Source organism: Allobacillus salarius (assembly GCF_007559425.1).
GTDB classification, from domain to species: Bacteria; Bacillota; Bacilli; order Bacillales; family Alkalibacillaceae; genus Allobacillus; species Allobacillus salarius.
Window position 1 is genome coordinate 1 of sequence record NZ_VMHE01000020.1, and the last position, 19,644, is coordinate 19,644.

21 protein-coding genes and 1 riboswitch are annotated in these 19,644 nt (G+C 39.3%); of the genes, 10 read left to right on the plus strand and 11 right to left on the minus strand.

The annotated features are described in order from the left end of the window. Positions 1-348 precede the first annotated feature (348 nt). Complete coding sequence (locus tag FPQ13_RS10075) at positions 349-2,133, plus strand: M3 family oligoendopeptidase (RefSeq protein ID WP_144089203.1); 1,785 nt, start codon at positions 349-351, stop codon at positions 2,131-2,133. Positions 2,134-2,173: 40 nt separating this feature from the next. On the opposite strand, the gene FPQ13_RS10080 is transcribed toward FPQ13_RS10075, so the two are convergent. From FPQ13_RS10080 to FPQ13_RS10100, 5 genes are all read right to left on the minus strand, one after another. Beyond that, positions 2,174-2,671 (minus strand): GNAT family N-acetyltransferase, encoded by a 498-nt coding sequence (locus FPQ13_RS10080; RefSeq protein ID WP_186279647.1) that lies wholly within the window; start codon positions 2,669-2,671, stop codon positions 2,174-2,176. Positions 2,672-2,812: 141 nt separating this feature from the next. After that, positions 2,813-3,637 (minus strand): DUF368 domain-containing protein, encoded by an 825-nt coding sequence (locus FPQ13_RS10085; protein ID WP_144089205.1) that lies wholly within the window; start codon positions 3,635-3,637, stop codon positions 2,813-2,815. Between the two features lie 74 nt (positions 3,638-3,711). After that, complete coding sequence (locus FPQ13_RS10090) at positions 3,712-4,485, minus strand: ABC transporter ATP-binding protein (RefSeq protein WP_186279648.1); 774 nt, start codon at positions 4,483-4,485, stop codon at positions 3,712-3,714. A gap of 259 nt (positions 4,486-4,744) precedes the next feature. After that, positions 4,745-5,803, minus strand: a complete 1,059-nt coding sequence (locus FPQ13_RS10095) for a FecCD family ABC transporter permease (RefSeq protein WP_144089207.1) — start codon at positions 5,801-5,803, stop codon at positions 4,745-4,747. A 3-nt stretch (positions 5,804-5,806) separates the two neighbouring features. Further along, the gene (locus FPQ13_RS10100; protein WP_144089208.1) at positions 5,807-6,787 is read right to left on the minus strand and encodes an ABC transporter substrate-binding protein; all 981 of its coding nucleotides are present in this window, start codon (positions 6,785-6,787) and stop codon (positions 5,807-5,809) included. Between the two features lie 124 nt (positions 6,788-6,911). Further along, positions 6,912-7,093: riboswitch (cobalamin riboswitch) on the minus strand. Positions 7,094-7,213: 120 nt separating this feature from the next. Between FPQ13_RS10100 and FPQ13_RS10105 the strand changes: the two genes are divergently transcribed. From FPQ13_RS10105 to FPQ13_RS10115, 3 genes are all read left to right on the plus strand, one after another. Beyond that, positions 7,214-8,473 (plus strand): helix-turn-helix domain-containing protein, encoded by a 1,260-nt coding sequence (locus FPQ13_RS10105; RefSeq protein WP_144089209.1) that lies wholly within the window; start codon positions 7,214-7,216, stop codon positions 8,471-8,473. Then, positions 8,473-9,243, plus strand: a complete 771-nt coding sequence (locus tag FPQ13_RS10110) for an enoyl-CoA hydratase (RefSeq protein ID WP_144089210.1) — start codon at positions 8,473-8,475, stop codon at positions 9,241-9,243. Before FPQ13_RS10105 ends, FPQ13_RS10110 begins: the two co-directional genes overlap by 1 nt. Positions 9,244-9,651: 408 nt before the next feature. Then, positions 9,652-9,894 (plus strand): YkuS family protein, encoded by a 243-nt coding sequence (locus FPQ13_RS10115; protein ID WP_144089211.1) that lies wholly within the window; start codon positions 9,652-9,654, stop codon positions 9,892-9,894. A gap of 86 nt (positions 9,895-9,980) precedes the next feature. On the opposite strand, the gene FPQ13_RS10120 is transcribed toward FPQ13_RS10115, so the two are convergent. Further along, the gene (locus FPQ13_RS10120) at positions 9,981-10,553 is read right to left on the minus strand and encodes an NADPH-dependent FMN reductase (protein ID WP_144089212.1); all 573 of its coding nucleotides are present in this window, start codon (positions 10,551-10,553) and stop codon (positions 9,981-9,983) included. Positions 10,554-10,938: 385 nt separating this feature from the next. On the opposite strand from FPQ13_RS10120, the gene FPQ13_RS13910 reads away from it, so the two are divergent. Together FPQ13_RS13910 and FPQ13_RS10130 are read left to right on the plus strand one after the other, a co-directional pair. Next, on the plus strand, positions 10,939-11,586 hold the full coding sequence (locus tag FPQ13_RS13910; RefSeq protein WP_144089213.1) for a 3D domain-containing protein: 648 nt from the start codon (positions 10,939-10,941) through the stop codon (positions 11,584-11,586). Positions 11,587-11,715: 129 nt separating this feature from the next. Continuing rightward, positions 11,716-12,078: a SpoIIAA family protein gene (locus FPQ13_RS10130; protein WP_144089214.1), complete on the plus strand. Its 363-nt coding sequence runs from the start codon at positions 11,716-11,718 to the stop codon at positions 12,076-12,078. A 44-nt stretch (positions 12,079-12,122) separates the two neighbouring features. Here the strand turns inward: FPQ13_RS10130 and FPQ13_RS10135 are convergent, their stop codons facing one another. Continuing rightward, positions 12,123-12,863 (minus strand): YqjF family protein, encoded by a 741-nt coding sequence (locus FPQ13_RS10135; protein ID WP_144089215.1) that lies wholly within the window; start codon positions 12,861-12,863, stop codon positions 12,123-12,125. An 85-nt stretch (positions 12,864-12,948) separates the two neighbouring features. Beyond that, entirely contained in the window at positions 12,949-13,371 is a 423-nt protein-coding gene (locus FPQ13_RS10140; protein WP_144089216.1) for an organic hydroperoxide resistance protein, read from the minus strand. Between the two features lie 211 nt (positions 13,372-13,582). On the opposite strand from FPQ13_RS10140, the gene FPQ13_RS10145 reads away from it, so the two are divergent. Further along, positions 13,583-15,181 (plus strand): catalase, encoded by a 1,599-nt coding sequence (locus tag FPQ13_RS10145; RefSeq protein ID WP_144089217.1) that lies wholly within the window; start codon positions 13,583-13,585, stop codon positions 15,179-15,181. A gap of 102 nt (positions 15,182-15,283) precedes the next feature. Here FPQ13_RS10145 and FPQ13_RS10150 read toward each other — a convergent pair whose 3' ends face one another. Continuing rightward, the gene (locus tag FPQ13_RS10150) at positions 15,284-15,481 is read right to left on the minus strand and encodes a cold-shock protein (protein WP_144089218.1); all 198 of its coding nucleotides are present in this window, start codon (positions 15,479-15,481) and stop codon (positions 15,284-15,286) included. 261 nt (positions 15,482-15,742) lie between these two features. On the opposite strand from FPQ13_RS10150, the gene FPQ13_RS10155 reads away from it, so the two are divergent. Then, a complete protein-coding gene (locus FPQ13_RS10155; protein ID WP_144089219.1) occupies positions 15,743-16,513 on the plus strand; it encodes a SurA N-terminal domain-containing protein in 771 nt (256 codons plus the stop codon). Positions 16,514-16,614: 101 nt separating this feature from the next. On the opposite strand, the gene FPQ13_RS10160 is transcribed toward FPQ13_RS10155, so the two are convergent. Further along, a complete protein-coding gene (locus FPQ13_RS10160; protein ID WP_144089220.1) occupies positions 16,615-16,863 on the minus strand; it encodes a hypothetical protein in 249 nt (82 codons plus the stop codon). A gap of 248 nt (positions 16,864-17,111) precedes the next feature. Here FPQ13_RS10160 and FPQ13_RS10165 point away from each other — a divergent pair, with 248 nt between their 5' ends. Beyond that, a complete protein-coding gene (locus tag FPQ13_RS10165; protein WP_144089221.1) occupies positions 17,112-17,609 on the plus strand; it encodes a hypothetical protein in 498 nt (165 codons plus the stop codon). Between the two features lie 48 nt (positions 17,610-17,657). Then, positions 17,658-18,584, plus strand: a complete 927-nt coding sequence (gene menA, locus FPQ13_RS10170; protein WP_186279649.1) for a 1,4-dihydroxy-2-naphthoate octaprenyltransferase — start codon at positions 17,658-17,660, stop codon at positions 18,582-18,584. Positions 18,585-18,643: 59 nt separating this feature from the next. Here menA and FPQ13_RS10175 read toward each other — a convergent pair whose 3' ends face one another. Continuing rightward, the gene (locus tag FPQ13_RS10175) at positions 18,644-19,360 is read right to left on the minus strand and encodes a Crp/Fnr family transcriptional regulator (RefSeq protein WP_222103154.1); all 717 of its coding nucleotides are present in this window, start codon (positions 19,358-19,360) and stop codon (positions 18,644-18,646) included. Between the last annotated feature and the right edge of the window lie 284 nt (positions 19,361-19,644).

Genomic DNA, 19,644 nt, shown 5'->3' on the forward strand with positions numbered 1-19,644 from the left:
GCTTCTCGACGACATTTCCTATGCAACCACTACACTTTTGTGTAACGAGAGTGCTTCTCGATGACATTTCCTATGCAGTTACAACACTTTTGCGTAACGAGAGCGCTTCTCGATGACATTTCCTATGCATCCACTACACTTTTGCGTTACGAGAGCGCTTCTCGATGACATTTATTCTAACCAAAGATGTACTTTATCTATTTCAATCCTATTCTCACGAATTGAACTATAATCGCTTCCCAAATAACAAAATACTATTTCTATTCCCGAAATATTATTTATTCGGAATACTTTTTTTGCTACAATAGAAATGTGTTTAGAAAATTTAGAAGTTTCGGAGGGAAGTTTATGTCCTATTCACAGGTTTGGGATTTGGATGTCTTTTTTGAAGGGGGAAGTGATTCGCCTCAATTAAGAACTCATTTGGATGAAACGAAAATAAAGGTCGATCAATTCGCCGGTAAGTTACGAACGTTTGAAACACCTGCAACTCAGAGTGCTGCTGGCTCAGTCGCTCAATTGCTTGAGGAAGGTTCATCGATTCAATTGCAAATTGGCCAGGCGAGTGGATTTATCAGTTGTTTGGAAGCACAAGATATGAATGATACGAAAGCGAACACGCTTCGTAGTGAAGTCACTCAAATTGTCGCTACCTTCCGTTCAGCTTTTAATTCGTTGGAACAAAAACTAGCGAACACTGAGCAAACCGTTTGGGATCAACTCATTCAGGACGAGCAGTTGTCTGATTTTCGGTTTGTTTTGGAAGAGTGGCGAGCAAAAGCGAAGGACCAACTTTCCGAAGAGGAAGAGTCGCTCATCTCTGCTCTATCTGTTGACGGGTACCACGCTTGGGGCCAGATGTACAATACAATTGTTGGACAAATGACTATTCGCGTGACGGTTGACGGGGAAGAAAAAGAGCTTTCTGTCGGACAGGCAAACAACCTGTTATCTCATGAGGATTCGTCTGTGCGAAAAGAGGTCTATGAAAAATTAGAAGAAGCATGGAAAAGTAAAGAAGCACTATTCGCACGTACGCTCAACCATTTAGCTGGTTTCCGGTTGAATGTCTATCAAAAACGTGGTTGGGAAAACGTATTGAAAGAGCCACTTGATTATAACCGGATGCAGCAGGAAACACTCGACGCGATGTGGGGTGCCATTACGAAACATAAAGCTACGTTCGTTAAATTTCTTGAACGTAAAGCTCAATTAATGGGCAAAGAGCAGCTCGATTGGTATGATTTGAATGCTTCAACACAAGACAATAACCAAAAGCTTTCTTATGATGAAGGTGCTGACTTTATTTTAAAGCATTTTCAAACCTTCAGCCCGAAAATGGCCGACTTTGCGAAGATGGCTTTTGAAGACCGGTGGATCGAAGCTGAGGACCGTTCAGGTAAACGACCAGGTGGATTTTGTACAGGTCTGCCACTTAGTAACCAATCGCGTATCTTTATGACTTATAGTGGTTCGATGTCGAATGTGGCGACACTCGCACACGAACTTGGACACGCTTATCATAGTTACGTCCTCCGTGATGTCCATCCGTTAAATCGTCGTTACGCCATGAACGTCGCGGAAACTGCATCAACGTTTGCGGAAATGATTGTCGCGGATGCTTCTGTGAAAGAAGCTCAATCAGAAGAGAATAAAATTGCTTTATTGGAAGATAAAATTCAACGGAGTGTCGCTTTCTTCATGAATATCCATTCCCGCTTTCTATTTGAAACTCGTTTTTATGAAGAGCGAAAAAATGGCTTCGTTACGGCCGATCGTCTGAACGCTTTAACAGATGAAGCTCAACGTGAAGCTTATGTCGATACGATTGCAACGACGAGTCCAAGTTATTGGTCCAATAAGCTTCATTTCCATATTACCGGCGTGCCGTTTTATAACTTCCCTTACACGTTCGGTTATCTCTTCTCGCTTGCGATTTATGCGAAAGCATTGGAAGAAGGAACGGATTACGAAGACCAGTACATTGCATTGCTTCAAGATACAGCACGGATGACGACAGAAGATTTGGCTAAAAAACATTTAGACGCAGACATTACGAAAGAATCTTTCTGGGAAAAAGGCATTGAATTATGTGAAAGAGATGTAGAAGAATATTTGCGAATGACTGAATAAAAAATAATCCTAGTTGGACCTATGATCCGACTAGGATTATTTATAAATTGATTTTCTTTTCATAATATCTAAAAGGATATGGCTCTCCTTCTTGGTATTTTTCGATGACAAATTGATAGTTTGCTCGGTTAAATAACCTTAAAGCCGCTTCATTGATTGCATTTGTATCGGCGCATATATAATGGATGCCCTTCTCTTTACCCAATTCCTCTGTAAAATGAAAAAAGGACTGAGCGATGCTTTTCCCTTGATAGTCCGGATCAACCGCCAGCCGCTTCATGCATAAATATGGTTCCTTATATGTCCAAGGAATCTCAGCATATTCTTCATGTCCTTCTGTACTGATGCAGACGGCACCTGCAATCGTTCCATCTATTTCATATACGTATAACTGCCTGTTATGTATGTCATCTTCATAAAATGACTCGGGATATGTGCCATTCCATTGTGGGTTTCCCTCATCATTCATTTTTCTCTTTGAACGCTCAGCTACAGCTTTAATCCGTTCTAAATCTTCTGCCTTCGCTTGTCGAATCATATCTACCTCACCCCTCATTTCTTTATCCATTTAAAGGGTTAACTGTCCATACGTCAAGAGTTTTATTAAAAAAATCCTTAAGAAAAACAGTCCACGCTAACTTGGGATGAACTGTTTTAAATTTAAATGTAGGATTATTTTTTACTCCTCTGTCAATTCCAATTTCCCTAAACCATAGGCTGCAATCAACCCACCAATTAAGCAAATCACACTGACGATGTTTCGCATCGTATCCGATTCAAATCCGGGGTAAATCACGACCAATGCACCAATGACCAAGCCTATGATCAACGCATACATATGGAAATAGAATCGATTAAACAACGCACGAATGATTCTACTCATGATCAATAAGCCAAGCACAATCCCTAAACCTAATGGGATTAACGCTTCAATCACGAGATTTTCGATCGAATGAGTAAAGGTGGTGTACATACCAATGAGCAACAATAAGAACGAGCCACTAATTCCAGGGAGAATCATTGCTGAACTCGCTAACCATCCGGATAGAAATAACATGAGATAATCCATGCCTTCAAACTCTGTCATCGGGGTAATTGAGTCATCGCCACGGAAAACGGCCATCGAACCTACAAAAATCGCTGCTAGTAATAGGGTCAAATAATGTGAGCCTTGAAACTGACGATTCCCATCTGCCTGACGCCATAAAAATGGAATTACACCCGCAATCAATCCTAGAAAAGCAAATTGCAACTGATGCGGATAGTTATTAAATAACCAGTTAATAATTCCACTGAAAAAATAGACAGCAACTAACACACCAACGCCTAAAGGTGCTAAGAATGCCAAATGTTTTTTCCATTCACGCGTGAATATGCCATTAATGCCTTCAATCAGGCGTTGATAAATCCCTAAAACAACAGCAATCGTGCCTCCGCTCACACCTGGAACGATATCACTCGCTCCCATAAGCGCACCACGATATAGATTTTTCCATTCAATCATATGTAAATCCCCATTTCTCTTCTTCATACACTTTCAATATTATACTAGATAAGACTAGCATATGCCCATGTTTTTTAAAAATGTCCTAAGAGAATTTGGGGTACATTTGATTTTGGATGACGAATAATTTCAGGGGTTGTATGATAAACATTTTCCAATAAATCGGAGTCAATGATTTCTTCATTACTCCCTGAGCGAACGACTTTACCTTCACTCATTAAAATCAGCTCTTCACAAAATTGAGAAGCTAAGTTTAAGTCATGCATGACCATGATTACCGTTAAATTATCTTTTTGCTGCCATTCTTTAACTAACTTTAGTATGTTCAATTGATGACCAATATCCAAGAATGTCGTTGGTTCATCCAATAACAGTAATTCCGGTTGCTGCACCATCGCCTTGGCAATTGCAACGCGCTGTCTTTCTCCTCCACTCAGCGTATCGAGAAATTGATCTTTTAAATCGGTCAGTGAAGTGAACGCCAATACATCCTCGACTAATTGATAATCTTTTTTGCTCTCTCTTTGGAAAAAACCCAAATGCGGATATCTTCCGAGCAAGACAGCATCAAACACTTTAATAGGGTAGGCTGCTAACCCTTCTTGTGTCAAAACAGCAATTCGTTGCGCTAATTTTTTCACATTCCATTGTTGAACATCTTTATTATGAAAAGTAATGCTCCCACTCGTTGGCTTTTCATAAGCAGAAATCAGTTTCATCAAGGTCGACTTGCCTGCACCATTTGGACCGATTAGTCCAATCGAACTGCCTTTTGGCACATTAAAAGACACGTTATCCAGCAAACTTTTTCCTTCTATTTTCTTAGTCACTTGATGGATGGATAACATGATGTTCATCATCCTTTTTTGTTAAGTTAAGATCCGTTAAAGACTGTTGCTTAATTTAAAAATCAGCCGTCAGGTGCTAAATGTTCAAAGGAAGCGTCTGAACGTTCAAATGATGATGCTAACCGTTCAAAAAGGCGTTCTAATCGTTCAATCGAGGCCTCTGAACGTGCAAAGCACAACGCTGAACGTCCAAAGAAGCATTCTAACCGTTCATAGATTCACGCTAACCGCTCAAACAGACATTTTTCCAGCTAGATCTCTAGAAAAAACCACGACGCGCTCTTCGCAATAAGTAAGCGAAAAATGGTGCACCTAAGAACGCTGTAATGATGCCCAATGGTAGCTCTCTCGGTGCCATGATCGTCCGAGCAAAGGCGTCAGCTCCGACGAGAAAAATGGCTCCACCAATCACACTCAATGGAATGATCATGCGGTAGTCTGCCCCGAAAATCAAACGGATAATATGCGGAATGACTAAACCGACAAACCCAATCGCTCCTGATACAGATACGGCAGCCCCAGTAATTAATGAAGCTAAAACTAACATAATAATTCGTGACCGCTGTACAGAAACACCGCTATGATGCGCCACTTCTTCTCCCAAGCCAAACATATTTAAATCTCTCGAGAAAAAATAAGCAATGATGACAGCAATTGAAATGACTGGGAAGACGATTTGATTATAGCTCCAGTCCGTTAACGATAAACTTCCCATCATCCAAAAAACAATTGTCTGCAACTGCTCATTCGATAACGCCATGATTAAAGATAAACAAGCGCCTAAAAAAGCTTGAATAACAACACCAGATAAAATCAACGTCTCTACCCGCATTTTCCGTTCCACAGTTGCTAAGTAATAGACAATCATTAGAGATGCAAGTCCGGCTAAAAATGCAACGAATGGTAAGGTGAACTTCCCTAACCAAGCGATTTGCCAACCGAAAACCATCACCAATGCAGCTCCAAATGAAGCACCGGACGAGACACCTAAAATAAACGGGTCGGCAAGGGGATTGCGCAATACACCTTGATAGATTGCTCCAGCCAGTGATAATGCCGCTCCCACCAGCGCCCCTAAAATGACTCTTGGAAGCCGGATATCCCAAATAATTGTTTCTGTCGATTCCTTCCAATCAACTGTTATCCAGTTTTGAAGGAATGGTATTTTCGATAGAACGACTTTCCAAACAACGATAAAATCAATACTTGCTGCGCCCAACGTAATGGATAGGCTCATTACGATCAGTAAAAGGATCGATAATAGAATTGACCAAAAAGCAACCTTCCCAAACGAATGGGTCAATGTTGGACGTTTCATTGGTTACTCCATTAAATCGGGATAAAGAATGTTTACTAATTGTTCAAGCCCTTCGACCAATCGTGGACCAGGACGTGATAGAAGATCATTATCGATATTATGAACTGCTTCATTTTGAATCGCTGTTACGTCTTTCCAGCTATCACGCGCCAATACTTGCTCTTCGACATCTTCCATATAGTAGCCGTACGTCGTGATAATGACATCCGGATTCGATTCAATAACCACTTCTTCACTTACTTGTGGCCAGCCTTCTTCCCCAGCCATAATATTTTTACCACCTGCAATTTGTAGCAGCTCATTCATGAATGTACCTTCTGCAGCTGTGAATAATTCTTGATCAATTTCAAACCAGACGGATTTCTTTTCATCTTCAGATAGCTCCGCCGTCTTCTCTTCAATTTCTTCTATTTTATTTTGCATATTTTCAACAATCTCAGTTGCTTTCTCTTCTGTTCCAACAGCTTGACCAGCTAAACGTAAGTCTTCATAAGTTTCTTCTAACGTCTGTGCACCAAGCACGACAACTTTCAAACCTTTATCCCGTAATGCTTGAATGTCCTCTCCGTTATTTAAGTCTGCCACAACTAAATCTGGTTCTAGTTCGACAATTTTCTCAATATTTAAGTTCATATCACCGACTTTTTCAATATCGGTTACCTCTTCTGGGTAGTTGGACCATTCATCGACTCCAACGACTTTATCGCCACCACCAACTGCGTAAACAATTTCCGTTGCACTTGGAATGACTGTTACTACTCGCTCTGGCTCTTCTTCAATGGTCACTTCTTCGCCTGATTTATCGGTTAAAGTTACAGATTCGGAATCTCCATCTTCTTCCGCTGTTTCCTCACTTGTTTCATTTTCTTCTACTCCTGAATCTTCTTCACTTGACGTGTCGTCTCCACCTTGGCATGCCGCTAATGCAATCACAAATGCCATGACTAGCAAGATTAAAAGCTTTTTCCAACTTCCCATCTTCATGTTATACTTCCTTTCTCATATGTAATGGTATACTTTCGCACAAAAAAGCTCTGAATCCTTTGTCATTAGGAGCCAGAGCATACATAACAGTAACGATGCGCAGGCTATCCTTTGACCCGAAGGATTGAAGCCAAACAAATAGGCAGGTCTCCTGGCTTAGAGTCATTGCATTCCATCCCTTCCCATTTTTGAAAACAGTGGCTCGATGGTTTGCTTCTCATTACAGTGGCGGGACCGCGTCGGATTTACACCGATCTTCCCTATTATGTGAGCTGTAATACTCACACCTACTCGTTTCGATTATACGATTGTATAATCATCATAAGTCGAGCGATTATTTTCGTCAAGATATTCTCTAACCTTTTATCAATATTCAAAAAAGTATGGTAATATATAGTTAATTGGGAAAAAGCAAGGTGAAGAAATATGGATATTGGTGCCATCATACAATACTATCGTACAAAAAAAGGTTACACCCAAAAGCAGATGGCGGATGGAATTTGTTCAGTTTCTTATCTTAGCAAGATTGAAAATGAAATGATTAAACCAAAAGAAGATGTCGCTAGATTGTTATTTGACCGATTGGATATCAGCTACGATGACATCACTCATAGTAATAACAAACAAATTGTCCGAAAAGTTTTCAAACTCTATAAACGGATAAAAGAAAAAGATTACGAGGCTGCGAGAGAATCGATTGAAGAATTAAACCGCATTCTCACACCATTTCATGCACCGAAAGCATTGAGCATCTTTCAATTGGTCCATTTTTATTTCATCATTCAAACAAGGGAAAATGACAAAGTTGAACAAATGTACCGAGAAGTCATTCGTTTAGAGGATCGGTTTAAAGACGAAAATTTATATCTTTTCCACAAAGTTATTGGACTTTATTTCAATTACAAAGCACAACCAAACAAAGCACTCAGTCACTTTGAAACAGCTAAAACCATGTCAGTACAGTTATCGATCAACGATACAGAAATCTATTATTTATTAGCTCTATCCCTAACTAGAATCCGTAAACCTGCCCAATCAAATTATTATTGCCAGATTGCTAAGGATCAATTTGAGGCGGACTTCTTATATACCAATGTAACGGATTGTTATATTTTATTTGGTGTTAATTATATGTTATTAGAGGCTTATGAGGTTTCTGAAAAATACTTTTTACAAGTTTTGAATTCGAAGCCTATGGGAGATTCACCCGACATCCAGCGACGTGTGAAACATAACTTAGCAATCCTTTATTTTTATATGGAAGAATATGACCGCTCCATTTCTTATATGGAAGAGTTAAATGAATATGATTATAACTTGTATGACAAGATTCAATCGTATTATATGCAAGCGAAAATCCATTATTTAAACAACAAAAACGAACAAGCGATTGAGTTTCTTGAAATTGGCGAGAAAGCTCTTAGAGAAGTGAAATACTTAAAATATCAGTACCAATTTTATGTTTTAAGACACCAAATCTACGAAAAAACAACAGACCCTGATTTTTTGAAAAAAGCTAAAAATGTGTTATTGCCTTATTTTAAAAACTCAGGCGAGAAAAAGACAGTGAAAGAACTCTCTTTAATGCTAGGAAATCAATCCTATGATACTGGCGATTATAAGCAAGCAGCTAATTTTTATAAATTTTTGATTGATCAATTTAACCAAGTAAAGGATGAGGTGTAATGAGTAACAGGGTAACTGTACAGTATGAAGGAAAAGTAGCAAAAATCACGTTGAATCGACCTGACAAGATGAACTCGATGAACCAAGAAATGCTTGAAGAGATGGCTGAAAAGATGGAAGAAGTCAGTCAGAGCGAAGCACAAATCGTTGTCTTATCTGGAGAAGGTCGTGCTTTTTCAGCGGGCGGCGACATTAATATGATGCTTGAGAATGATGATCCGAATGAATTCAAAAAGATTATGGACACAATTGAAAAGGCAGTCAAATCCTTTTATAGCATGCCGAAAATCACTATTTCCAAGCTGAATGGTGCAACAGCAGGCCTTGGGTTAAGCTTGGCATTGGCCGCTGACTATGTTATTGCTCAAAAAGAAGCCAAAATTGCTATGAATTTTATTGGCATAGGATTAATTCCTGATGGCGGCGGTCACTTTTTCATGGAACAGCGACTTGGCACGCATTTAGCTAAACAGATGATTTGGGAAGGTAAAATGATGCAAGCTGAAGAAGCAGCAAAATTAGGCCTTGTCGACTTTGCAACGGAAAACGTAGAAGAAGCAACACAGAAATATGTAGGAAAACTTCAACATGCACCATTACGTGCCATGATTCAAACAAAAACGATTTATCATAAAGAAAATCTTAAAAAACTTGAGTCTTATTTTGCAGGTGAAGCTGAAGGTCAAGTTGCCATGCGGCAAACAAAAGATCACCAAGAAGGGATTAAAGCATTTATGGAGAAACGAAAGCCAGAATTTCGCGGTGAGTAGTTCATTGATGTTATCTGAGGTAAAGCGTCACGATTAAGAACTCTAATTCTTAATGTGACGCTTTTTTGATTGGGCAAAAACATTTATCTGGTGCCATGATTGGCTATTGTTAAAGATGTTCGGCTCTTAAACGCTCCATGTTTGTATCCAAGTATGATTCTCAAATACGGAAAGATACTTGGATTCTTTTGTTCCGTCGTTGAAAACGCCTGTCGAGGACGGAAGAAAGCATTTTCCTTCTCCTTCCGTTGTTGAGAGCACTTATCGAACACGAAAGAAAGCATTTTCGTTTACCCTTCACGGCTTAAAAGTGATTTTCGAACAATGATTGTTACATTTGTTCCATACATGCATAATCCTCGCGTTCCCCTCTCATAATAATGAGCGAGATTAATGGAGGTGATGAAAATGGCGAGAGTTGCTGTAGAAGATACATTGACTAACGTAAAGCAAGCATTACAGAAGGACGGACACGAAGTTGTGAGTCTCGAATCCGATCAGTCACAGAATTGTGATTGCTACTGCATTTCTGGACAAGATCAAAATGTCATGGGAATGAGTGATACAACTACACAGGCAACTGTTATTAACTGTGACGGTAAAAATGCCAATGAAGTTGTCCAAGAAGTGAATGAATTATTTCGTACTTAACAAAAAATCAGTTCCTTAAACATAAAAAAGCCAGTCCAGCCGACTGGCTTTTTTATTGATTAAATTGACGATTGTTTGATCAAAATTTAATAAAATTCATTTCCAAAGTTATTGCCTTCTCTAGCTTCCACACTCATTTTCATATAAAGATTAAAAATACGAAGCATTTCTTTGAGACGACTGATTACATCTTCATTGATTAATTCATTTGTTGAAGAAAAGTGCTCGCTATGTGCATAAACGTAATTCGGCGTTATCAATGAACGAAAATAACTTAAAATGGGCTTCAATTGATTTTCAATTACCAAGTGATGCTGAAAAGTTCCTCCATTTGCTATAACTGAAACAGGCTTGTATCGCATCGTCTTCGGTGAAATTAAATCCAACAAATTTTTAAAAGATCCAGGGATTGACCCTTGGAAAATAGACGTCGCAATAATATAGCCATCTGCAGCTTCCATTTTAGCGATGGCTTCTTGTGTATCTTCATTATAACTTTCCTTTGAGCGCCCATCTGCAAGCTCAAGAGTTAATTGGTCCAATGATAGTTGATTTACTTCATACGAATAACTTCCTTCGTTTAAGTATTGTTCAATCTCTCTTAATAGAACTTTTGGTTTCTCGCCAGTTACCGTTCCATTGATTAGCAATATATTCAAAGAACAAACTCCTCTCTATCCTAACTTCCGATTAATTCTAATTCGTTTTCTATCACACTATCTCTCATATGAAAACGATTTTTATTGAAATAGTTAACGCTTTGACTTATAAACATTGATTGAGTTGGAAATGATAGGATTACGCACATGCAATCCTATCTATCTACAAAATATTCATATCTATCTTATCAGATTTCAGACTATTATGTTTCATTACATGCTTTGTTAAGAGATTGTTTTCATTCTGTGGTTATTCTGAAACTAGGCTGTAGTCATTGTCTGATAGAATCCTACTTGTGATTAAAGAATCAGTGGATGGCATTTGCGTGCAAGGTAGAATCCTTGGCCTAAGAAGCCAACCATTAAAATATTCGGAGGGATTTTCATGCATCAATCTATTAAAAGAAACATCGGATTGATTGGTCTCATCTTAATCTGTTTGACGATGTTAACGGTTGCTGTTGTATCTGGTCAAAGCGATGTTGCAGATCAGAAATCTAGCGCACAAACTGAAACGACTGATAATCAACAAACGGTCGGCCAATTGACAACTGCGCAACTAAACTTGGGTGAAAAGGCAGATATTCGAATGAACCAAGCAGCAATGAAAGAAGCTGTAAAAAAACAACCGACCTCTATAAAGAAAGAGCCAGTACAAGAAACAACAAATAAACAGACGGCACAATCGAATCAGAAGAAATCAAAAGGTAAAATTGTCCAAGCAAGCCAACAACAATCAAGCAATCAAACACTCTATGTTACTGCAACTGCTTATACAGCCTATTGTGATGGATGTAGTGGTGTCACAAGAACTGGGATTGACTTACGCGCAAATCCGAATCAAAAAGTAATTGCCGTTGATCCAAACGTGATCCCTCTCGGATCAAAAGTATGGGTCGAAGGATACGGAACTGCTATTGCGGGTGATACGGGCTCAGCGATTAAAGGCAATCGGATTGACTTATTTATCCCTTCTCATGATGAAGCAGTGCGATATGGTGTCCGTGAAGTAAAAATAGAAATCATTAAATAACTTATTCTTGTTCCACGCCAATTGTTTATTACAATTGGTTTCTTTTTTTGTTTCGATCAACTTCCTCAAGGGAATGGAATAAAAATTGCCATACACAAAAAATTAAACGGCAATAAGGAGGCATCACACATGTTTTCTTTCTTAAAAAGTAGAGATGAACAGACAATCGCTTTAGGAATAGAAGGTAAAGTAAGCGAAGAAGACGCCGAAAGACTTAACAAGTACGTTGAAGAAAATTTCGGCGATGACGAGCCATTTAATATCGTCGCATATATGGATGAAGTGGAAAGTACATCTCTTAAAGGAGCTCTTGAAGGTTTGAAGTTTGACACAAAGCGTTGGGACCAACTGAAACGCTTTGCGATGATCAGTGATAAAAGCTGGGTAAAAGCTGTTTCAAATATCGGCACAATATTCCCTGGTGTCGCAACGAAACATTTTCAAAAAGATGAAGTCGATGCTGCTTGGGGTTGGATTATGGAAGACAAATAGTTCAAAAATAAGGAAGAGGTTGTTTGATAGAACCTCTTCCTTTTTTAATGGGAAAAACGAAGCGGCCATAATAATGCCCTTTTTTGATAAGTATAAAAACAATACGGTTCCTCGAGAATTGATCCACCAGGCAATTGGGGTAGCATGCCGTTTCGTTGAATTGTTACATTGGCATCAGCCACTTTCCAAGGTCGATGATGAATAGGTCCTTCTATAATCCGGTCTCCGAAAGTAGAATACAAATGGTATCGGTTCACTAGCCATTCCGTCAGGCCACCTTCTCGTACGGAATGAGTCTTTTTGGATGGGCTACATTGCGCAACAAATGAGCGTTGACGGTTCATGATTCTTTCACTTTGAAAATTATACATACGATCTTTCGGCCTTCTTTCTATAGACATTTTTGCCAAATAATAAGGTAGCGACAAAAAACGCGCACCTAATACTGTTATAGGATGGTCAGCTTCCAAGCTGAAGAAATAGACACCTGGTTTACCGTTACGGATGACATATGTCCGAACATTTAGTTCCAGGAAATTATTTAATCCTTTCAAAGAATGATCCCTCAATGTAAAATCAGTAATGCTAAATGGCAAAACGGTTATCCATGCTTGCCCATCATACGTATCCAACTGTAAGCCATTCGGAATGAGTGTCCGAATAGCTTCAAGATCCACAGGATAATTGATAAATAAAAGATCCTTCCATAATTGACTCGCTAGCCAAGGGCTGTCTGGCAAAGACGAATTGCGGTGAGCAGTCTGTTTTAACATTTCTTCATACATTGACGTCACCCTTTTGATTGTCAAAAATTATATACAAATAGACTGCCCACTTTAAGTAGCGGACAGTCTTATTTGAATTATTTTCTTAAGATTCATTTGATTTTGCTTCTAATTCAACGTCGACATTCCCTCTTGTCGCTTTGGAATATGGACATACTTGATGTGCTTCTTTCATTAACTCTTCTGCCTCGTCCTGAGCGACACCATTGAATTCAGAAACTAATTTAACAGCAATTTTAAAACCACCTTCTCCTTCTTGTAAGAAAGTTACTTCTGCTGTTGTGGTCGTATCGATTTTTTTATTCTTTTGCTTGGCGACTAAATTTAACGCACCATCATAGCAAGCCGAATAAGCTGCCGCAAAAAGTTGTTCAGGGTTTGTACCTGTTTCATTTGAATTTTCCGTCGGCATGACAATGTTTAAATCAATGACACCGTCTTCAGATTTTACGTGACCAGCTCTTCCACCTTTTGCGGTTGCTTTTGTTGTAAACAATTCGTTACTCATCATCAACACTCCTTTTAGGTTGGATTATTGGTTTCTCTGAACTGTTCCCTTTTGCTGTTTAATTCAACCATAAATGAACTTTCAATATACTTCAAATAAAATGTCAGAAATCTTACGTATGAACTCGGTTAAATTCTTGTAAGTTGGGAAAATATACATATAGCTCTTCTATATCAAGAATAGAGGAGAAATAATATTATAGGAGGATTTCATGTCAGACCAATCCAGCCGTAAGAAACATGAGATGAATAAAGAAAGGCTGACAAACCGACAAGGTCATCCAGTAACGCAAAACCAAAATATTCGAACTGTCGGTAATCGCGGCCCAGGAACATTGGAAAACTATGATTACATCGAGAAGATCAGTCATTTTGATCGTGAGCGAGTCCCTGAACGTGTCGTACATGGAAGAGGCGCCGGCGCACACGGTTATTTCGAGACGTATGGAAAAATCGGCGATGAACCTTCATCAAAGTATACGAGGGCAAAACTTTTCCAAGAGAAAGGCAAACGAACCCCTGTGTTTGTTCGTTTTTCAACTGTCATTCATGGTACACATTCACCAGAGACATTACGGGACCCACGTGGCTTTGCAGTGAAGTTTTATACAGAAGACGGAAATTGGGACTTAGTTGGCAATAACATAAAAATCTTTTTCATCCGCGATGCAATGAAGTTCCCAGATATGATTCATGCATTCAAACCAGATCCAGTGACAAATATTCAAGACCCTGAACGTTTTTTTGATTTCTGTGCAAGTTCTCCAGAATCTTTTCATATGGTTACATTCATTTATTCCCCGTGGGGAATCCCTGCAAATTATCGTCAAATGCAAGGTTCTGGCGTGAACACGTACAAAATGGTAAACGATGAAGGTGAAGCTGTATTGGTGAAATACCACTGGGAACCGAAACAAGGTATTAAAAACTTGACGCAAAAAGAAGCCGAAGGAATTCAAGGACAAAACTTTAATCATGCGACACAAGATTTATATGAAGCCATTGAAGAAGGAAATTATCCAGAATGGGAACTATATGTTCAGATCATGGCGGACGGAGAGCATCCGGAACTCGACTTTGATCCACTGGATGATACAAAACTGTGGCCAGAAGATCAATTTCCTTGGCTTCCGGTCGGGAAAATGGTGCTAGACAGAAATCCGGATGATTACTTTGCAGAGGTTGAACAATCTGCTTTCGGTACTGGTGTATTGGTTGATGGACTTGATTTTTCAGACGATAAAATGCTTCAAGGACGCACATTCTCCTATTCCGATACTCAACGTCATCGGATAGGGGCGAATTATTTACAGTTACCAATCAACCGGGCAAATAAAGAAGTGAATACGAACCAAGAAGGCGGTAATATGCGTTATGAAGTTGATCGTCATTCAAGTAAAAACCCGGCTATCAATTATGAGCCATCCATTTTAGGTGGCTATGAAGAAGCTGAACCGTATGGTAAAGATCACGAGCCATATGTTGAAGGTAATTTAACACGCGAATCCATTGAACGAACAAGTAATACTAAGCAAGCAGGAGAGACATTCAGACAGTTTGAGGAATGGGAAAAAGCAGAATTGATTTCCAATCTCGTCAATGACTTATCAGTATGCGATCAACGAATCCAAGATCGATGGATGGAACTCGCAGAAGAAGCTGATGATGAATATGGACGACGATTACGTGAAGGGCTTGAAAAAGCGAAAAATGGAATGGACGACTCAAGTAGAGGCCCTCTAGGAAATACATCATCATCAGAGGCAACCGAAAAAGCCGAACGTGAAGGACATGACGCAGACCCTTATTAAAAGAAAAGATCTCCAGCCTTTTAAAAGCTGGAGATCTTGTTTCGTTTATGCGTAAACACACAAAAAAGATGCACGCCCGTAAGCGTGCATCTTGTATAGTCATTATTGAGCAACAACGTTAGCTGCTTGTGGTCCGCGATCGCCTTCAACGATTTCGAACTCTACTGTTTGACCTTCTTCTAAAGTTTTGAAACCTTCAGCTTGGATTGCTGAGAAGTGTACGAATACATCGTCGCCATCTTCGCGCTCGATGAAGCCAAAACCTTTTTCTGAGTTAAACCATTTTACTGTACCTGTCATATGAATGACCTCCTTTAAAATACTACAAAACAATTGGATCTTGTTACTTTGACTTCCTAAAGAGAGGCCACCCAAGTAAACAATGAATCGAATCATTTCGTACAATTACTACTTTAACTCGATTCCAAAAAAAAAGCAAGTGAAAAGAAATATATTACAATTTAATTTCAATTACTGTTAAAGCTTGTATATTGTTTAAACCGTGTGCTAAAATTCAGGTCGTACCTAATTTAATTCACTCAAAAGGAAGGGTTATTCTATATGAAAAAATTATTTCTCATCAGCGTATTGTTACTTTTATCGATTGTAGCGGTTGCATGCGGTGGTGATGATGGGGATAGCGAGAATGGCGAAAAGGCCAATGAAAACGAGAATACGGAACAAAATGAAGGTGCTGAAGGCGAGAACGCTGAAGGCCAACAAGAAGTTGAAGAAGTGAAAGCAGAAGATTTCCCTGATGTCGTTGCAACAGTTAACGGAGAAGAAATCACGAATGAACAACTTGCACTAAACGTAAATGCAATTCAGCAACAATATCAAATGTACGGTATGAATGTCGAAGAAAATAAAGATGGCATTCAACAAACGGCGTTAGACCAGTTAATCAATACAGAAGTCATCGAGCAATCCGCAAAGGAAAACGGCATTGAAGCATCTGAAGAAGAGGTTAAAAGTAATTACGATGAACTCGTTTCCCAGTTGAAAGAACAGTATGAAACAGATGATGTCAAAGAAGTTTTTGAAGAAAATGACGTTACAGAAGAAGAAATCAAAAATGACATTAAAAGAAACATTGTGATCAATAAATTCATGGAAGAAAACATTGAAGATGCTGAAGTGACAGAGGAAGAGCTGCAAGAAGCTTATGATAATTACAAGAAACAAGCTAAAGAAATGGACCAAGAAGCAGAAGACTTTGAAGCTATGAAGCCTAAATTAGAACAACAGCTTCAGTCACAGAAAGCTCAAGAGCAGGAACAAAAGTACATTGACGAGCTACGTGAACAACAAGAGATTGAAATATTAATCTAATGTAATCAAAAGCATGGAGTGTCTTACACTTCATGCTTTTATCGTTTACATATTAAAAAATCTGCATGCTATTTTGATTAGCAGTGCAGATTTTTTATGGATTATAATTCATTTTCAGCCAACACAAGTTCCTTCGGTTCAACAAACCATTCATTCCTTTCCTGGATTATCGGGATATATAAACCTCCCTCGTTGACTAACCGGTCTATTCCTTCGTCGTAAATATATTTGTACTCCACTAAGTGGGCTTGAACATTAAGCTCATTCAACACATCCGGATGGAATACACCACCTTCATTCATCATCCGATCAATTCCTTCATCATACTGATATTGTCTATCCAAAAACATATGGACCCCTCCTATTTTTTGAAGAGTAAAATGTCGTTACAAAGCTTGTTGGATATAGAGCGGAATACCTTCCCTCTCTAGTTCTATTATATCATGGAACTCCTCCATATTTATCATTGTTTATCAATATTGTGTGAATATTTACACTTGGAAAACAGTTACAATTTGTGTTTCTTGATTTACATCAAGGAAATGAGCGCCAAACGTTGATACGATCATATTGAAGGTAGAAGTGAGGAGGGTATCCGATGATATGGACAATGTATCAAACAGTGCTTTGGTTGCATATTGTCATAGCAATCTTATGGGTCGGAGGGGTTATGTTTGTCGGGTGGGCAGTCTATCCCGCTTCCAACAAGTTAGATCGGGCCCAACAACGTACGTTTTTAACTGCTTTGATGAAACATACGCATTGGTTATTTATCATTGAAGGAATCGGTGTCATTTTCACAGGCATTCTACTCGGTACCGTCCTCGGCCCAATTGACCAATGGAGTGATTTATATACAACGATGTATGGGCGTAAATTCATTGCTGCCTTCTTCTTAGCGGTTTTTGTATTACTTTGGGGGTCTTTGATTGGGTTCCGAAAAACAATGAATGTTTTAGAAGATAATACGATATGGAACTTAGCCAAGAAAGATATGTGCACTCCATTGAACCGCGCTTTTCGATTCACTGCATTGGTCGCGGGTGTTGAAGTCATCGGTTTTCTAGGTATCATCGCGTTGATGCTTCAAATCTAGTAATGTGGGTTATATAAACGATAAGGCATGTTAGAGAGGATGATGCAGATGAGTGTAGCGATTAAACATCCGGCCGAGCTATATCATTACCGACATTCTTGGTTTCATCTTTTTCGGCCACTAACGTTTACCGGAACGATTGCTCCTGCCTCTGCAGGAGCTGTTTTGTCGATACAACATCATACTTTTCAGGTAGAAATTTTCATTTTGTTCCTATTTGCCATATTACTCGTTCAGGGTTCGATTAACATGCTGAACGACTATTATGATTTCAAGCGAGGTCAGGATCAGGAGAAATGGATTCAACCTATTGAAGACTCCGGGATCATTCACGGACCGAGCCACGCTTCTTTACCGAAAGTTGCAGCATTGATGCTGGCGATCGCCTCATTGATTGGACTTTGGCTTGCAATACTGACAACTTTTTGGATCATTTTGGTAGGAGTCGCAGGAATTATGGCAGGCTGGCTATATTCTGGTGGTCCCCGCCCATTATCTTCAATGGCACTTGGTGAAGTGACGGCATTTATTTTTATGGGCCCAGCCCCTCTGTTCGTCTCTTTATGGATTCAAGGCGAGCACCTTGGTTTTCACGCTTTTTTAATCGCTCTGCCTTTCGCCTGGATGATTTCCACGATGATTCTGACAAATAATATTCGTGATATTCAAAAAGACACCAATCACCGTATGACGATCCCCATTTTACTTGGAAAAAGAAATGCGGTTAAGTTACTTACGGTTATCCTCATGTTAGGCTATCTAACCATGTTTTTATTAGTCTTGGGGGATTACCTCCCATTGACGGTTGTTTTATCCATTTTAGCGATACCATTCGCAATCAGACTTGTGACATCTTACCGAAAGGATGCCACAAGAGCTGAAGAGTTAGCTGGTATGAAACATGCCGCCGTGCATCATTGGGCATTTAGCCTATTGTTTATCGCTGGATTCTTAATTGGAATTACGTTTCTATAACCATTCTTCCTTTTTGACTCATCGACATGACGTTGATGAGTTTTATTTTTGATAAATATTTAGATCAACAACAACCCATCCATATCGATAATTTCAATATTCGTTCTTGAAAGTTGCTTAACCAATCCACGGTCCTCTAAATCCGCCAGGCGTCGACTAATCGTTTCCGGTGAGGTTCCTAAGTAAGATGCTAGGTCATGACGGCTCATTGGCAGTTTGATGGTTTCACTTCCACTTTTATTCGCTAAATCGGCTAGGTATAATGCGATTCTGGTTTCCACTCTTTCAGTTGCGAAGTTTGTTGTTTGCGATTCTGATTCTTCCAGTCGTTTAGAGAACTCTGTCAACATTTTTAGCGATATGGTTGGATACTTCGTTAAGAAACTTTGCAGATCTTCCTTTTTGATCATACAGATATTCGTTTTTTCCATCGCCTCAGCGTAGTCATGGTGCGTCGATTCGTTGAATAATGCATATTCCCCTGTAAAGTCACCTGGGTATAGAACTGTTAAAATCTGTTCTTTCCCAGACTCAGCCAACCGATAGATCTTTACCTTACCTTGGTGAATGATATACAACGTATCCGACCAGTCCCCAGCTCCAAAGATTATCTCTCCTTTCTTGAATGAAACGTGTCGGACCACATTCATTATCTCATTCATCTGCTCATGTCCAAGATGGTTGAAGATCGGCACTTGAGAAACACAGGCTTTCCGTGACCCGCTTGGATGGCATGTATGTCCTGTGCCTTGTTCTTGTGTATGTTCCTCTGTCATTTTCATCCCCCATTCTTGAGTGGATCTGTTGATTCTATCATCGGTGAAAATCTCAATAGCGTCAATTCATTCACTCTGTTGTGACGGCTTACTGGATTCTGGCATGTCCCAGGAGAGATTCGAACGCCCGATCTACAGCTTAGAAGGCTGTTGGTCTATCCTACTGAACTGCTGGACGGAAACGATATGCGCCCAATTCGGTGAAATATGAAACCGATCTATGTCGATATAAATCCTAATTGAAAATATTTGATACCACTCACTGAATATATGCGGCCATGAAT

Excerpts from the sequence above, each read along its gene's own strand:
- FPQ13_RS10075 (WP_144089203.1), top strand. The coding sequence starts at position 349 with ATGTCCTATTCACAGGTTTGGGATTTGGATGTCTTTTTTGAAGGGGGA.
- FPQ13_RS10080 (WP_186279647.1), bottom strand. The coding sequence starts at position 2,671 with ATGATTCGACAAGCGAAGGCAGAAGATTTAGAACGGATTAAAGCTGTA.
- FPQ13_RS10085 (WP_144089205.1), bottom strand. The coding sequence starts at position 3,637 with ATGATTGAATGGAAAAATCTATATCGTGGTGCGCTTATGGGAGCGAGT.
- FPQ13_RS10090 (WP_186279648.1), bottom strand. The coding sequence starts at position 4,485 with ATGTTATCCATCCATCAAGTGACTAAGAAAATAGAAGGAAAAAGTTTG.
- FPQ13_RS10095 (WP_144089207.1), bottom strand. The coding sequence starts at position 5,803 with ATGAAACGTCCAACATTGACCCATTCGTTTGGGAAGGTTGCTTTTTGG.
- FPQ13_RS10100 (WP_144089208.1), bottom strand. The coding sequence starts at position 6,787 with ATGAAGATGGGAAGTTGGAAAAAGCTTTTAATCTTGCTAGTCATGGCA.
- FPQ13_RS10105 (WP_144089209.1), top strand. The coding sequence starts at position 7,214 with ATGGATATTGGTGCCATCATACAATACTATCGTACAAAAAAAGGTTAC.
- FPQ13_RS10110 (WP_144089210.1), top strand. The coding sequence starts at position 8,473 with ATGAGTAACAGGGTAACTGTACAGTATGAAGGAAAAGTAGCAAAAATC.
- FPQ13_RS10115 (WP_144089211.1), top strand. The coding sequence starts at position 9,652 with ATGGCGAGAGTTGCTGTAGAAGATACATTGACTAACGTAAAGCAAGCA.
- FPQ13_RS13910 (WP_144089213.1), top strand. The coding sequence starts at position 10,939 with ATGCATCAATCTATTAAAAGAAACATCGGATTGATTGGTCTCATCTTA.
- FPQ13_RS10130 (WP_144089214.1), top strand. The coding sequence starts at position 11,716 with ATGTTTTCTTTCTTAAAAAGTAGAGATGAACAGACAATCGCTTTAGGA.
- FPQ13_RS10135 (WP_144089215.1), bottom strand. The coding sequence starts at position 12,863 with ATGTATGAAGAAATGTTAAAACAGACTGCTCACCGCAATTCGTCTTTG.
- FPQ13_RS10140 (WP_144089216.1), bottom strand. The coding sequence starts at position 13,371 with ATGAGTAACGAATTGTTTACAACAAAAGCAACCGCAAAAGGTGGAAGA.
- FPQ13_RS10145 (WP_144089217.1), top strand. The coding sequence starts at position 13,583 with ATGTCAGACCAATCCAGCCGTAAGAAACATGAGATGAATAAAGAAAGG.
- FPQ13_RS10150 (WP_144089218.1), bottom strand. The coding sequence starts at position 15,481 with ATGACAGGTACAGTAAAATGGTTTAACTCAGAAAAAGGTTTTGGCTTC.
- FPQ13_RS10155 (WP_144089219.1), top strand. The coding sequence starts at position 15,743 with ATGAAAAAATTATTTCTCATCAGCGTATTGTTACTTTTATCGATTGTA.
- FPQ13_RS10160 (WP_144089220.1), bottom strand. The coding sequence starts at position 16,863 with ATGTTTTTGGATAGACAATATCAGTATGATGAAGGAATTGATCGGATG.
- FPQ13_RS10165 (WP_144089221.1), top strand. The coding sequence starts at position 17,112 with ATGATATGGACAATGTATCAAACAGTGCTTTGGTTGCATATTGTCATA.
- menA (WP_186279649.1), top strand. The coding sequence starts at position 17,658 with ATGAGTGTAGCGATTAAACATCCGGCCGAGCTATATCATTACCGACAT.
- FPQ13_RS10175 (WP_222103154.1), bottom strand. The coding sequence starts at position 19,360 with ATGACAGAGGAACATACACAAGAACAAGGCACAGGACATACATGCCAT.